This window comes from Vibrio profundi (assembly GCF_043642225.1).
Taxonomy (GTDB): domain Bacteria; phylum Pseudomonadota; class Gammaproteobacteria; order Enterobacterales; family Vibrionaceae; genus Vibrio; species Vibrio profundi_A.
Genome location: NZ_JBHZSF010000011.1, coordinates 84,814 through 99,883 on the forward strand (window position 1 = coordinate 84,814; position 15,070 = coordinate 99,883).

Annotated in this window: 11 protein-coding genes and 3 pseudogenes; 9 read left to right on the forward strand and 5 right to left on the reverse strand. The window is 43.2% G+C overall.

All coding sequences use genetic code 11. From position 1 onward, the window contains the following. Positions 1 to 7: 7 nt before the first annotated feature. Both ACHUFI_RS16185 and ACHUFI_RS16190 read right to left on the reverse strand, forming a co-directional pair. A complete protein-coding gene (locus ACHUFI_RS16185) occupies positions 8 to 655 on the reverse strand; it encodes a TorD/DmsD family molecular chaperone (RefSeq protein ID WP_394251103.1) in 648 nt (215 codons plus the stop codon). A 6-nt stretch (positions 656 to 661) separates the two neighbouring features. Then, the gene (locus ACHUFI_RS16190; protein ID WP_394250956.1) at positions 662 to 2,323 is read right to left on the reverse strand and encodes a 4Fe-4S dicluster domain-containing protein; all 1,662 of its coding nucleotides are present in this window, start codon (positions 2,321 to 2,323) and stop codon (positions 662 to 664) included. A 355-nt stretch (positions 2,324 to 2,678) separates the two neighbouring features. Here ACHUFI_RS16190 and ACHUFI_RS16195 point away from each other — a divergent pair, with 355 nt between their 5' ends. From ACHUFI_RS16195 to cydX, 4 genes and pseudogenes are all read left to right on the forward strand, one after another. Next, a complete protein-coding gene (locus tag ACHUFI_RS16195; RefSeq protein WP_394251105.1) occupies positions 2,679 to 3,134 on the forward strand; it encodes a multinuclear nonheme iron-dependent oxidase in 456 nt (151 codons plus the stop codon). Between the two features lie 13 nt (positions 3,135 to 3,147). Beyond that, a pseudogene (locus ACHUFI_RS16200) lies at positions 3,148 to 3,378 on the forward strand (HvfC/BufC family peptide modification chaperone); the annotation flags it as partial. Between the two features lie 261 nt (positions 3,379 to 3,639). Beyond that, entirely contained in the window at positions 3,640 to 4,047 is a 408-nt protein-coding gene (locus tag ACHUFI_RS16205) for a cytochrome ubiquinol oxidase subunit I (protein WP_394251107.1), read from the forward strand. A 51-nt stretch (positions 4,048 to 4,098) separates the two neighbouring features. After that, a pseudogene (cydX, locus tag ACHUFI_RS16210) lies at positions 4,099 to 4,199 on the forward strand (cytochrome bd-I oxidase subunit CydX). A gap of 265 nt (positions 4,200 to 4,464) precedes the next feature. On the opposite strand, the gene ACHUFI_RS16215 reads toward cydX, so the two are convergent. After that, positions 4,465 to 5,079, reverse strand: coding sequence for a DUF3306 domain-containing protein (locus ACHUFI_RS16215; RefSeq protein ID WP_394250958.1), 615 nt, complete (start codon positions 5,077 to 5,079; stop codon positions 4,465 to 4,467). Continuing rightward, positions 5,069 to 5,536, reverse strand: a complete 468-nt coding sequence (locus ACHUFI_RS16220) for a DUF3305 domain-containing protein (protein WP_394250960.1) — start codon at positions 5,534 to 5,536, stop codon at positions 5,069 to 5,071. Before ACHUFI_RS16220 ends, ACHUFI_RS16215 begins: the two co-directional genes overlap by 11 nt. 171 nt (positions 5,537 to 5,707) lie before the next feature. On the opposite strand from ACHUFI_RS16220, the gene fdhD reads away from it, so the two are divergent. Both fdhD and ACHUFI_RS16230 read left to right on the forward strand, forming a co-directional pair. Then, positions 5,708 to 6,541 carry a formate dehydrogenase accessory sulfurtransferase FdhD gene (gene fdhD, locus ACHUFI_RS16225; protein ID WP_394250962.1) on the forward strand — a complete coding sequence of 278 codons (834 nt, stop codon included), beginning with the start codon at positions 5,708 to 5,710 and terminating at the stop codon, positions 6,539 to 6,541. Between the two features lie 331 nt (positions 6,542 to 6,872). Then, positions 6,873 to 8,759, forward strand: coding sequence for a methyl-accepting chemotaxis protein (locus ACHUFI_RS16230; RefSeq protein ID WP_394250964.1), 1,887 nt, complete (start codon positions 6,873 to 6,875; stop codon positions 8,757 to 8,759). Between the two features lie 75 nt (positions 8,760 to 8,834). On the opposite strand, the gene ACHUFI_RS16235 is transcribed toward ACHUFI_RS16230, so the two are convergent. Continuing rightward, the gene (locus ACHUFI_RS16235) at positions 8,835 to 10,427 is read right to left on the reverse strand and encodes an ABC-F family ATPase (RefSeq protein ID WP_394250966.1); all 1,593 of its coding nucleotides are present in this window, start codon (positions 10,425 to 10,427) and stop codon (positions 8,835 to 8,837) included. Between the two features lie 298 nt (positions 10,428 to 10,725). Between ACHUFI_RS16235 and ACHUFI_RS16240 the strand changes: the two genes are divergently transcribed. The 3 genes and pseudogenes from ACHUFI_RS16240 (at position 10,726) to ACHUFI_RS16250 (ending at position 15,047) form a co-directional block, all read left to right on the forward strand. Further along, entirely contained in the window at positions 10,726 to 13,071 is a 2,346-nt protein-coding gene (locus ACHUFI_RS16240; RefSeq protein ID WP_394250968.1) for an ATP-binding protein, read from the forward strand. Position 13,072: 1 nt separating this feature from the next. Beyond that, complete coding sequence (locus tag ACHUFI_RS16245) at positions 13,073 to 13,951, forward strand: mechanosensitive ion channel family protein (protein ID WP_394250970.1); 879 nt, start codon at positions 13,073 to 13,075, stop codon at positions 13,949 to 13,951. 169 nt (positions 13,952 to 14,120) lie between these two features. Then, a pseudogene (locus ACHUFI_RS16250) lies at positions 14,121 to 15,047 on the forward strand (LysR family transcriptional regulator). Positions 15,048 to 15,070 lie beyond the last annotated feature (23 nt).

Genomic DNA, 15,070 nt, shown 5'->3' on the forward strand with positions numbered 1-15,070 from the left:
GCATCTCTTAATGTGACGGGTTCACTTCAGTGTCGACAATGTTCTTAATTTCTATCTTGTTTACAGGTTTCATTGAAACCGGGGCTTCTACGAAACTTACTTGCTCATAGTTAAAAAACGCTTTCATCAAACTAGCGACAGATAAATAAAACCGAGCGCTTTTCGCAGACTCGATTTGATTAACTATTTTGTGTTGCCATGATGCGATATGAGCGTTGAAAAATTCGCGTTGAGTTTCTAACGGGGATTCGTTAAGCATCGCCATAACTTCACATAAAGCTGCGATATGATCTTCGGGTTCTTTCGTATGCTCATTTCTCTCAAAACCGAGTTTCAAAAGATCTTGGCGAATGGCAGCTAGCGGTTTCTCCATTAACGAGCCCGTTAAATGCCAAGACGCGAATGGAACGACTTCTCCACGTCCAATTCCAATAAATAGGTTCTGATATTCATCAGAGATCTGCTCTGCTGAGATTGTTTTCGCAGACTGTTTGAGCGTTGACCACGCTTTTGACATCTCGTCTTGGCTATCCGATGTTTCTAGCTCTGAAAGCCAACTTAAAAGTTCAGCATTTGGTTGTTGTCTGATAAGACTGGCGATAAGCAAGTAAATATCAGCGCGTAAGGCCTGATCTTGTAATTTTTCCATTGAGATCTTCTCTTAATATTTAAGCTGCTGTTCTGGCTTCTCGGCCATAGATTCGAAAATGTCGACAACTCGGCAGTCTTCGCACATTGCAATTCGATTAATAGACATTTCGTCTGCAAACTGGGAGTGATTACGTAACTTGTCTTGAAGCATCGAAATCATAGATTGGGGAGCAAATGGCTTCTTACATCGTAAGCATTCTGCTGCGGGCTCTTGATGAAGAATGACCGCTTGAGTACGTGTCGCCTTATCCCAGTTCATTCGAGGTTCTAAAGTCAGTGCTTGTTCTGGGCATGCTTTTTCACACATTCCACACTGAACACAATCTTGTTCGATGAACTTAATATTTGGAGATAAACCATCATTATGAATAGCAGCGGTAGGACAAACGGCTACGCACGCCATACATAGGGTGCAATCTTTTGACTCGCAAGAAACCGCGCCATAAGGAGCCGAAGTTGGAATTGGCTGAATGGTTTCAACTGGGATTCGATTACTTACTAGCGCATCAAGAGCTGTAAATAGGCGCGTTCGCTTATTCCCTTCTAGCTCTCCAATCCAAAGATCGAAGCTTTTAGTTTGCAGTGTTGGTAAACCTTGTCTTAGGTCTTCTAGGTAGATAATATCGATACACTCTTTTTCAATACCAAGTTGCTCGAGTAGGTCTTGCGCAACCCCTACTTCACTATTAAGAACTCTTTGGATTGTCTCTGGCATGTGACGGCTGGCTGCAAACAACACTTGAGTCGCACCATTTGTGAGTGCCGCGAACCATGAATCAATCCCCACTGAAGGAAGCTCTTCAACCACAACAGGAATGACGTTGTCTGGTAATGCTTGAAGTGCCATCACGTTATAAGTTTCATGACGTGAACTACAGATCAATACAATCGGATCTTCGCCGCCTGCTTTTTCATAGTTCGTTAGCGTACGTTCGATAAACTTTTGAGTGTCTTGAGGTTCAGGTAGCGCATAGTAAATCGCTTCTGTAGGACAAGATGTCGCACATGTGCCTACGCCTTGGCAAAGATATGGATTTATCTCAATTCTGTGACCAGTTTTATCCGCGCCATCACTTGTTAAAGCGCCTGCTGGACAAGCCTCGACACAGCGTTCGCAACCTTTTACACCACGTGAGCTGTGTGCACATAAGTCTGTATCTAATCGGAAGTACTTAGGCTTATCAAAAGTTCCCATAAGAGTTGGAATTTCTTCTAACGCCTCTGCAAGTTTCGGATAACCTCTACCAACCGGGTAATAACCAGGTACAGGAACTTCTTCTGTCATACAGCCGTTTAGAGACAAATCTAAGATGACATCGAAACAGTCATGGTTCAGCGCTACCTTCGCTAAGTTGGTCGTCGTTCCTTGATTGCCAATGATGACTGAAAATGTCCCCAAGAAACCTGACAGTTCAATTGAACTTGCGTGATACAAGTTTGCCAATTCGCTTTGCTCACCATCAGTTGACAGCAAAGTCAGTGAATTCATTTGAGATAGTTGTTCAGCTGCACTTGTAATGATCGCCGTAGGACCAATTATGAGAGTGTTGCCTCCGCTCTCATAGCTCACTGTTGGTGGAATTAAATTTGAGAGTTCGACGGTATTTTCAAAAGCATAAAGTCTCGCTTTTCCGTTCGTCGACGTCGTTTCTTGTAATAGTTGTTTTAACATTGCTCAGTTCCATTTTAGAACGAATTCATGTGAATTGAACTGTACATAGCAAGTAGCGTTCCAACTTTTATTGCTTAATAAATCAATAGCTTATAATGGTTTTGATGTTTTATCATTCACATATTTCGGTTCAGTTACGCTACTGGGACAATATGTCTCAACGTGAATATTGATGGATAAGTCAAAATGTACCTATTATTGGTGTGGGATAATTTGTCTCACTTGAATTGCGTACCTTTATTAACGCTACTGCATAAGTAACACCGCCTTCTTAGCCTCCTTTAATGTTGTTCTCTCTTTCCAGTTTCGTTTACTAACCCGTTTAATGTAGCCACCCCGTTCAGATCAACTAAACATATTATTAGTGCTAGAGAATATTTCTTATTACCACGACTACCAAGATGAAATACCTGAAGGTGAGTTTATTGCGGAAATCGTAAAGCGCAGTGGGTGTGAGCTGTTGGTAGATATCAATAATGCTTTCGTAAATAGTAGAAACCACGGTTTCGATGCAAAAGAGATGCTGAGAACACTACCCAGTGATGCCATTCGCTATTACCACATCGCGGGCCACTTAGAGGAAAGCGATCATTTCCTTCTTGATACGCACGGAAAACAAGTGCAGCAAAGTGTGATTGAGTTGGCTCAAAAGACTATCGCGATACATGAAAGTAAGTCTCTATTGCTAGAGCGAGACAATAACGTACCGCCATTGGTGGTGTTAGCGGAAGAGTTACATGAGATTCACGATCAAATTCTGATGCCAACTCGCTCAGTTCGGTTGAATACAGTGGAGGCAAACTGTGCTTAAGCCACCAGACAAAATGGTGAGTGAAACACAAGTGCTCACGGCAACCATACGCTCATCGAATTTTGATCGCTCCGCATGCCGATATGGGGAGTTCGTTAGAGACAATGTAATGGGTTTACTCACTAACACTTATCCGCTGTTCTGTAGACAGCTACCTAGCGAGCAACTGAATGCGCTCATTGAAGAGTTTATCGACGTTCACCATGCAACAGAGCCACAGTTTCATCACATCGCCACTGAGTTCGCCAAGTTTATCCAACAGAGAACTCAGCAAAGCGACGTTGAACACAGTGTTGATGTTGCATACAACCCCAAAAGCTTGTCGAGCAATGAAGTCGCGTTACTTGAATATGAATGGGCTGCGCTATCTGTAGAAGTTGATACGGTTATCCTCCCCAACTTCTTCAAGTGGCGCTTTGAAGAAAATGAATGGTCTGGATTCGCTGTAGAACTTAATCCAAGTATTCATTTACTAGCCCTGCCTTTCATTGTTCATAGCGAGTCAGTGACTTTTTTAACCCACAAGCGTGACCATGTTTATTACGCCTTATATCGAGACTCCCATCAGCAAGTGATGACGCTTGCTTTGCAAGAATCAGCATTATTAGCAATCCCACTACCGTGGATCGCATGTGAAGCGGGCTGGTTCGTGGCTGAGTTTGGTCGACAGCCTTGGGCAATTGGTGAAGTACTTCCAGTTAACATGGCGGCTTCTAACTTACCGGCTTCAAGTATTTGGCTATCACTCGCGGCTGTCTACATCTTGTATACCCTATTCCTCATCATCGAAATGTACCTATTGGTTAAGTTTGCGAAACGCGGACCTAGCGCTTTAAAAACAGGGCGATTATCGTCGTGCCAATTATTCTTGTTTACACCGTATGGTGTTATTGCAAAATGTTTGGACGCTTAAACAATCAGTACATTCACGACAACAGTTCATCGCTATATTAAGGAAATCAGTATGTGGTATTTTTGTTGGGTATTAGGCGTATTGCTAGCCTGCTCATTCGGAATCATTATGCGCTATGGCTTGAACAATCAGAATGGTTCGAAGAGAAGTGATGCGCTGATCTCATAATGGTGTTTGCACCAAACGAATCACGCTAGTTAACTAACGACCGTAGAAGTTAACAATCATAGAAATTAACGTTCGTCACAATAATGCCTTCGCATATACTCGCTTAAAGCCAGATATCGCGAAGGCATTTGTGTATTTGATTACTGAAGATTTTGCCCCAATTGTCGCATGAGACAAATTGTCCCTATTTATAGTAGGCCTACTTGGTCAAAATATACCAATTAAACATTAGCTGAACTTTCCTTGGAGCTAGACTTTGCCATTTACAACAGGACTTATCACTTCAAGTGGTACCGGTTCGTCCCCGTTATGCAACTCCACTGGTTCGTTTTCCGTTGATTGTTGAGCTACTAAATCAGAGGTCGATACGCTTGTTCCCTCGTCCTCAAGTTCAGTCTGTGCGCTCACTTCTTCAGAAGGCACTACATCGTCGGTTTGAAGCTCCGGATCTTCTTCGATTTGTTCTTTTGCCCAACCGCGCAACTTACTTGCTACGTCCGATGATAGTGATTTCACCGCTTTATAGTCATGGTCGTAATCATTGAGCGCATCGACTTCACTAAACTCACCGCTAAGGAATAGTTTTCTAAGCGCAGCTTTCTTTACTGCCGCTTCAGCACCTGTTGCCAATAATGAGGCCACAGATTCTGATTGTTCAGAATGAAGCTCACCCATGCCCTCAATATCGCCTGTAACACGTTGCGCATTTTCCTCTTGAGACACGTTTGCCTTAGTATCTTGTTCTGCAGCACTTACGCTAGTGGTGGTATCTACCGCTAGCGTTTCTGTAACTTCAGGTTCACTCTGGCTTTTGTCTTGCTCAAATTTCCTTTGAGACCAACGAGATAAGAAACTATTTGCCACTCGAACGCCCCGCTCCTTTACGCTTCTTACGTCGCTGTTCTAGCAATTCGCCATTACGACCGATAAAAGCCTCCATCCATGCCTGTACCGGTAGTGGCATATCATCTGAAAGCACTAGGTAATCACCATCCATATACTGGCCTGCGATACTTTGAGACGCAGTCAGTGCGACAATGTTTGGCTGCTCGTCACTCTCTAAGCTGTCTAGTACGACAAAGAGTTTTGGATTATGAGAGCTTAAGTTAAAACGGTAGTCGGTACGCTCATCTCTATGTAATTCCAATAAAGCGGTATTGTTTTTATTGTTCGATAAGCTAAAGCCTTTGAGCTGCCACTGGATCGTAGCCCACTTACTCGTCTTCACTTCTTGGACTTCAATATCGCAATCTATCGGCCAAAGCGTTTCACTTTTCTGTATGGTTACGAGGCGATCTTTTTGTTTATTTGAGATATCCATTACGTCCTCATTCTTCATCTTTTTGGTGACTGAGTTACACTCATACGTTCAGATAAAGCAAGTTCTAAGCCATTAATTCCCAGTGTATTTATTCTAGCTCAGTTCTTTGGAACAAGAATTGCTTTACCGTAAGTCAGGCGACGAGATAACTCGCAATACAAGGACTCTAAAGTGGCTAAACCCAATATAATTAAAACTAGCGAAAACCCTTTCCAGACAATGGAAGTGGAAGTCTTCGACGAATATGGCGAAAAGCTAACCAAGCAAATTGCTTGTGAGCGCCCTTTAACCGTGATGCTGAACTGGAAAGAGATTGTCACCTTAATGACATTAGGCTCTAGGCCTGAATCTCTTGTACTTGGTTACCTTAAGAATCAAAGTTTCCTCACAGACCCTGAAGCGATCGAATCCATCATTATCGATTGGGAAACTCACAGCGCTGCAGTCGTGACAAAGGAAGATACACAGCATCTTGATGCCGCGTTGAAAAAAAAGACCGTAACATCAGGCTGTGGGCAAGGCACCATGTATGGCAACGTCATGAAGCAGTTAGAAGATTATCAAGTACCTCAAACACGTTTAAAGCAATCAGAAATCTATACCGCTTTAGAAGCATTAACCCATTATAACGATACCTACAAAAAAGCCGGAGCCGTTCATGGCTGTGCTGTGTGTAAAGATGACCAAGTGCTTTCTTTTGTGGAAGATGTCGGTCGTCATAACGCGGTAGATACATTGGCTGGTGAAATGTGGGTCAATGGGGAAAGTGGTGACGATAAGATCTTCTACACAACAGGCCGACTGACTTCTGAAATGGTGATAAAAGTCGCTCAAATGGGCATCCCTGTTCTACTTTCTCGCTCTGGAGTCACCCAAATGGGACTCGATTTAGCGCAAAAGTTTGGTATCACCACGATCGCTCGTGCGAAAGGCTTACGATTCCAAGTATTCACCGGCGCAGACAAGATAGACTTCGACGTGAAAGGTCACTTGAAAGAAGATTGATTGAGAAGTAATCCTATCGAGGGCGGTCGTGCCCTCGTTTATCTTTCCATTCTTAAATGTTGGAAAACTCAGCAGTCGAAAACATCCTTATGTTGTAAATCAATGATTCGACCTTAATAAATCCCTACTTATCATATAGTTGACCTATTCCCTTTCCAGCTCTGGATCAGCACCTCCACGGTACCTACCTTAAAAAGAGACTAAATCGTATAGTCACTCTCTTGCATAGAAGGCGTTAGGTGCTATTAGTTTAATATCCACTGTCACAAAAGTGTCATAAAACCATAATATTTCAGTGGTCAATAAACATCAGAATACCTAGGAGGTATCTATGGCTAGGCTACCCTTTATTACTCGCTTTCTGCAGTCTCTTTCTATTCGCACGCAGTTGATTTTAATCACTGCCTTTTTGTTATGCGGGATAGGCACATATGCGTTATATGAACAATACAGCTTCACCCAACTCGATCTATTAAAAACCGCTGATCACGAAAACCAAAGTAGTGAGATTGATCTGCTCACTCTAAGAAGGCATGAAAAGGATTTCTTAGCTCGTCAAGATCCGAAATACATTAAACGCTTCGACAAAACACTCGCCACACTACAGCGTCGGATTCTCAATATCGAGAACCTATTAGATGATCATAAGGAACAAATACAGTCCTCGGTAAGCTTGTCATTAGAAACCTTGTCCTTGTATCAAGACCAATTCCATCAACTGGCTAATAAGTTGCAAACACAAGGTTTGAAACATGAAGTGGGTTTAGCTTTGGCGGTTCTTGAGGCTCGGAAGCAACTGGCTAACGAGATCAATCTTCTTGGTGATTTTGAGCTACAAGCCGCGTATACCCTACTTTTGAATCAAAGTGTTCGATTTACTGAGAACCCAACTACGACGTCTTTAGAGTCTCTGGTTAATCAAATCACTATATTCGAATCTTTAACTCGCCAATACCCGCGTTTAGGGGAACCTGTTTATCGTTACCGAACTGCGGTGTCAGACTTAACCAACTCCTATTTATCTATCGGTTTAAGTGCAAATGATGGCTTACAAGGAGAGCTGAGAACGAACGTTCACCAAACTGAAGAAGCGATTCACACCTTACAGGATAAAATCACTCTGATTTATCAAACGGCAACCGCAGAAGTGACACTTCGTTTGCAAATCATGGGCTTCAGCCTCGCCTTAATAGTTTCTTCTCTGCTACTCATTATTGGTCGAAGCATCACCGGTCGCATTGGAAAAATCACCGCGTTGATGAAAGACATTTCGGAAGGTAATGGGGATTTAACGGTTCGGATGAATGCTCAAGGTAAGGATGAGCTGGCGCAACTCGCCAATTCGTTTGACGTTTTTGTTGCCAAGCTGCATAAAAACATCTCAGAGATAGCATCGGTAATGCATACACTATCATATTGCGCCGCAACCTCTCAAAAAGCCGCTCAGAAAAGTATGGAGAACGCCGAGCAGCAAAAGATTGAATCAGAATCTGTTGCAACGGCCGTTAATGAGTTAGTGATGACCAGTAATGAAATTACCGCAAACATAGAGAGCGCCGCAGACAACGCGCTACGCGTAAAAACGGAAGCAGAAAAAAGCATGCAGGTCACCAATGTTGCTGGCCAAAGCATACAATCACTTACTACTAACATTTCGGACTCACAGCAGCTCGTGCATGAGCTCTCTGTTCACAGTCATGAAATTAAAACCGTTATTTCGACCATCACAGGAATAGCCGAACAAACGAACCTTCTGGCGCTGAATGCAGCTATTGAAGCAGCAAGAGCTGGCGAGAATGGCAGAGGCTTTGCGGTCGTGGCTGATGAAGTGCGTCAGTTATCATTAAAGACCAATGAATCGACTAAGCAAATTGAGGACACCATTAACGGATTGACTTCTGGCGTCGATCGAACAGTAACCACAATGCAAAATAGTTTGGAGCAAGTAAACACCACCAATCAGCAGACCGTATTAGCCGTAGAGTCTATTCAGAAAATCGTCGATCAAATCAGTGAAGTGTTTGATATGAATGCTCAAATCGCGACTGCTTCAGAAGAGCAATCAATGGTATCGGCAGATATTGATAGAAACATTACTCAAATCGCTGATCTTGCGGGGAATACCGCTCAACATGTGGCTCAAACAGGTGCTTCAAGTGAAGAAGTGATTGATGTCAGTAGGAAGCTAGAAGCTGTTGTCGCTCAATTTAAGTACTAACCTGTTTTACAAATATGTAAGAAATAAAAAAGGCTCCTGATTAGGAGCCTTTTATTATTCATTTACGAATGCAAATTAGCCTTCGATATTACGCGCTTTTAAGAACTCTGCGTATGTGCCACGGAAATCGTGAATCTGACCATCTTTGATTTCCAGAATACGAGTCGCTAGAGAGTCAACGAATACACGGTCGTGAGATACGAAGAACAAAGTGCCTTTGTAGTTCTCAAGTGCTAAGTTCAGTGCTTCGATAGATTCCATATCCATGTGGTTGGTAGGCTCATCCATTAGAAGGATGTTTGGTTTATGCATCATGATCTTACCAAGAAGCATACGACCTTGTTCACCACCAGAAATGACTTTAACAGACTTCTTAATGTCGTCTTGGCCAAAGAGCATGCGGCCTAGGAAACTACGAACAACTTGCTCGTCTTCACCTTCTTGGCGCCACTGGCTCATCCAATCAAATAAGTTCATGTCTTCTTCAAAGTCATGAGCGTGATCTTGAGCGTAGTAACCAATATTAGAGTTTTCAGACCACTTGTATTCACCAGTGCGAGGCTCTAACGCACCCGCTAGTGTGTTTAGTAGTGTTGTTTTACCCACACCGTTCTCACCGATGATTGCAACACGCTCGCCTACTTCAAAGATCGCATCGAACTTGTTGTATAGGTCTTCTTCAAAACCTTGAGATAGGTTTTCAACCACAAGTGCGTTACGAAATAGCTCTTTAGATTGCTCAAAACGAATGAATGGGTTTTGACGGCTAGACGCTTTAACTTCTTCAAGTTGGATCTTATCAATCTGTTTCGCACGAGATGTTGCTTGCTTAGCTTTAGAAGCGTTCGCAGAGAAACGAGAAACGAACGTTTGAAGTTCAGCAATTTGCGCTTTCTTCTTAGCGTTGTCAGACAATAGACGCTCACGAGCTTGAGTCGCTGCGGTCATGTACTCATCATAGTTGCCAGGGAATAGGCGAAGTTCACCGTAGTCTAAATCAGCCATGTGCGTACATACTGAGTTTAAGAAGTGACGGTCGTGCGAAATGATGATCATTGTGCAGTTACGTTGGTTTAGTGTTTCTTCCAACCAGCGAATCGTGTCCATATCCAGGTTGTTCGTTGGTTCGTCAAGTAGCATGATGTGCGGGTCAGCAAAAAGAACTTGCGCCAATAGAACACGAAGCTTCCAACCTGGTGCCACTTCGCTCATCAAACCAAAGTGTTGCTCTTCAGGGATACCTACAGCAAGAAGCAATTCGCCAGCTTTTGCTTCAGCCATGTAACCGTCCATTTCCGCGAACTGCACTTCAAGGTCAGCCACTTTCATGCCGTCTTCTTCGCTCATTTCAGCGAGTGAGTAGATGCGGTCACGTTCTTGTTTTACTTCCCACAGCTCTTTGTGACCCATGATAACGGTATCAACAACTGTGAACTCTTCGTATGCGAATTGGTCTTGGTTTAGCTTAGCAACACGCTCATTTGGGTCGTAGCTTACGTTACCGCCTGTCGGTTCCAATTCGCCAGATAGGATTTTCATAAAGGTCGATTTACCACAGCCATTCGCGCCAATCAGACCGTAGCGGTTACCTTCGCCGAACTTAACCGAAATGTTCTCAAAAAGTGGCTTAGCGCCGAATTGTTGGGTGATATTCGCTGTAGAGATCAAAACCTTTACCTTATTAATATAAAAAACGCCGCAACGGTACTTCTTAAGAGCCCGAACTGCAAGCGTTGTTTTGCTTTCAAGCCGTATTTGAAAGAAATAGAGACTGATTATCTATCGCTCACTTTCATTTGAGCGTCATCACATTATAGTCTTATAAAATCATACGAATATGACATCGATTCGAATACTTAATATACCGGTGCCTATTCAAATCTTACCGAATCTCCTTTTGTAAAGACTATTTCGCTCAAACCCACTACACTTATTCAATCTAAACAGGATGTTAAAAGTGAACCCTATGCGTTATCTATTCAAAATGCTGATTGCTTTCTCAGTCATTTTTTCTCCTTACGCATTGTCTGAGTGGCAATACCAACCAGACAATCAACCGACTGTGGCCGAAGTCGCAGTCAGTATTAGTCAGGAAGTGGCAAATATTCCAGATCCGCTATTCATGACTTCTACAGACCAAATCAAAGTACGCCAGCTTCTTGATGCCACCCTTTCGGAGCAACAAGCCCAAAGTAACCTCTTCGCCAATAACCTTTCCTCTTATCTCGAAACCTTCAGTGAAGAAGAATGGTTAAAGGTTGAGTCTAGTTACCTCACCTTAGCGAGTGTTAGCCAAAGCAAGCAAAGACTCTTGCAACTGACAACGGGTAAAAAAAGAGAAGCATTAACAGGCTTTGGACCTTACGGTGTAACTCAATTCAAGCAAGAATGGACGTTAACCAAGCTTAACGCTCAGTACGCACTGTATTTTCAACTCCGCAGTTTTACAGCTCTGGTGAATGACCTGCTCATTTCACCTATCCCTGTAATTTGGTCAGGAACTAAAGTCTTCTTTATCTACTTAGTGTTAACGTGGTGGTTAACAAACAGCAAGCGACTGATTCAAGGGTTCAAAGCCAATGTATTAGATGCACAAACCGTCCCACCACTTTGGGTCCGCTTAATCTGGTATGTCGGTAAGGCAAATAAAGCATTAGCGTGGCTCGTCGCAATTACCTTATCACTGCGTATATTGTCGGAGATCCCAAGCCTTCAACATTTGATTTACCTTGAGATATTCACTTGGTGGATCCTTGGTGGGTCAATTGCCATCAGCTTTATTTTGGAATTCGCCTATCGCAATAGCCAAAGCTCAAGTCAAGAAAGCATCGCTCTTAGACTGAAAACCATTCGGCGATACGTCTGGAGCGCTATTGTTGCGGGCGTTATCTTGCAAATCTCAGTACGTACTCTAGGTGAAGGCACGATTTATAACTGGATCTATAGCGCCTTGTTCTTCTGGTTTGTACTCATCACATTGTCCGTTCTTCGACTTTGGCGAACTAAAGTGTTTGAAGCCGCAGAGAAGATTTCAGAAAAGCCATGGTGGGTAACGTGGTCAGTCGCCAAAAAAGATACCTTTATCATACGTATCGGGGCAACGGCCATCGCGGCGACCTGGGTTATCGTGCATCACCTCAAACTGCGTTTGATTTCGGAGTTGTCTAATTTTACGCTATTTAGCCAAGCGCTTGCTTACCTATTCAAAATCGAAGTAGCCAAACAGAAAAATAGCGCAGCTTCTAATCAGAACTTGGCAAGAGTGAAAGGTGACGCTGCATTTAATTACGTACTCCCAGGAAGTGACTACAGTGAGTTAGTCGAATACGGATCAGCAGAAGTCAAACAACTCTCAAAATACCTTCTAACAGACAGCCCCGCGATTTGCGTCGTATCTGGTGAACGCGGTGTCGGTACTACGACACTAATCAAACAGATTTTGCACAAGGCGAAAAACGCAGAACCGATTTACGTCAGCTGTCCATATGCTGGTTACTCAGAGCTGCTTGCTCACCTTGCCGTAAGTTTAGGGCTTGAAGAAGAAGCCTCTGAAATCCAAGTACTGTCGCACTTACGTTCTAGCCAAACGACGTATTTGATCGCGATAGATAATGGACAGCGGCTTGTTAAGCCCATGGTTGGTGGGCTTAGTGACCTGATCCGTTTAACCAATTTATTGCGACGTTCCAAGAAAAACCACCGCGCTGTCATTGCGATAGAAAAATCCAGTTGGCGCTTTGTAGACAGAGCACGTGGTGAGCGTCTTCTCTTTGATTGGGTAACCTTTCTGCCTAAGTGGAGCGAGTCTCAAATTGAATCGCTACTTAATACTCGTATCAACCAAAAGGATGAATATCACATAAGCTTCGAAGGTTTAGTGGTTCCTAAGCAATGGGATCAGCAAGACGTGTCTGAAGAAGAACGAGCAAAGCAAGGCTTCTATCGAATTCTTTGGCACTATTCTGATGGAAACCCAACGGTTGCACTTCGCTTCTTCCGTTTATCACTAAACCGCCATAAAGAAACTGAACAAGTTTACGTGCGTTTATTTTATGCGCCAGAATCCGAAGAACTTGAAAAGATGCCAAAGCCGATGCTTGCGGTATTACGTTCAATTGTTCAGCTAGAAATTGCGTCTCCCGAGGAGCTATCGGAATGCACCCAGCTGACGATTGCTGAAGTCGTTGGCACACTGCGCTACTTCCAAAGCAGAGGGTTTATCGAATGTAGCGAAGATAAAGCCCGAGTTTCAGACCATTGGTTTAGGCACATTACCAATGTGTTAGATCGTCAACATTTACTGGTGAAATAAGATGACAAAGACTTTCTTATTCCTCGTAGCAGCCTTGCTATCATTCAATTCAGTTGCTGCTGACGATATTGCGAACTTAGACAATATTCAGCAATTTACAAGCCTGATTCGTTGGAGCGGCGTGTTCTTCTCGGTGCTGGTAGTTGGCGTTACTTGGTTATTGATCAAGTTCATGAACTCAATGGTCGAAAGTGTTGGTCGTCAATTCGTTCAATACCGAATGATTTTGCAGAAGTTTCAGTCCTTCTTGCAATTCTTCATCTACATGACGGCTGGCCTCGTCGTATTTATGATGAGTTTTAGAATCAATGACCACATTCTTGCATTAATTGGAGGTACTTTAGCGGTATCGGTAGGCTTCGCACTCAAGGATCTGGCAGCCTCTTTCATTGCGGGCTTAACGGTGATGATTGACAGGCCATTTCAAGTGGGTGACCGCGTTACTTTTGAAGGCAATTATGGTGACATCATCACGATTGGGCTACGCTCGGTTCGTATGAGAACCCTTAATGACGATATCATTACGATTCCTAACAATAAGTTCTTAAATGAAGTCACGACCAGCGGCAACTATGGCGCACTTGATATGCAAGTGGTGATCCCTTTTTATATAGGGATGGATGAAGACATCACACTCGCTCGGGACTTAATTCAGGAAGCAGCATCTTCAAGTCGATACATTCACTTACCTAAGCCTGTTACGGTTCTCGTACAACAAACCATCACGGATAATTACCTAGCAATAAAACTTACGTGTAAAGCTTACGTTGTAGACACCACCTACGAAAAGCTATTCGAAACCGATATCACCTTGCGAGTGATGAAAGAGTTTAAAAAACACGGAATTAAGCCGCCAGTGATTGCGTTTAATACTCCCTAATTGATTTTAGGCCCCACCCAAATGCTCTTCTTTTTGGGTGGGTTTGCTTACCTTTAAGGCAAATTAGCGGAAATAGACAGATTCCGTTTCTATATCAGCGCTAAGTCTTTCATTTCATTTGTTAAATCAGCTATATTTTAATTTCTTCTCTAATCCGCAGGTTATAACCATGAAAAATTTTGACGCTAACTTATTAAAAGTCCTCGCGGTGCTATTAGAAGAACGCAGTGTTACAGCTGCCGCTGAGCGGTTATAGCGGAGCCCATCGGCCGTCAGCAAACAGCTTGCTAAGCTAAGGGAAACGTTTGACGACCCTTTATTTGAACGTCAAGCCACCACTCTAAACCCAACACCGAAGGCGCTGTTGCTCGCCCCTCAAGTTTTTGAAATCTTGAAACATTTAGACAGGTTAGCGGTTCCACTCGATTTTGAACCAGAGCATAGTCAACGAACTTTTTTAATTGATCTGTGTGAAACAGCCTACTCGTCCGTTTATCTAAAATTTATGCCCAGTCTGCTTGCGGAGGCACCAGGAATCAAAGTCCATAACCAAAGATGGTCAGACAACAGTGTCAACCGCATACTACGACGGGAAGTTGATTTCGGAATCGGCATTTTTGAGTGGGATGACAGAGGAGACACGCACTACCTGAAAATTCCGGACGAAATTGAATATGTGGAACTTATGAAGGACACTTCCACCTGCCTGATGCGCAAAGGACACCCGGCTTTAGAAGAAGAGTGGAACATCGAAACCTTTTTAAAATATCGTCACATTGAATTAAAAATCGGTGGTATGGAAACCTGGCTACTTAATGATGTACTTTCTCTTGAGCATAAGCAACTGAACACAAGCGTCACAATTACCGATATTAACAGTGCAATGAGACTCTGTGCCCAGAGTGATTTATTGATGTGTTGTCCCTCTTCGTCAGTCACTGCCTACGAAGTCAGCAGCGAATTAGTCGCGAAGCCTCTGCCCATTGCTTTAAAACCTGGTGGATGCGCATTACTGTGGCACAAACACTTTGAAAACGATCCTAGCCACAAGTGGCTTCGTGAACTGATTTTAGATCGCGCAAAGCATAAATCTTGATAGTGCAACTGACAATATGAAAA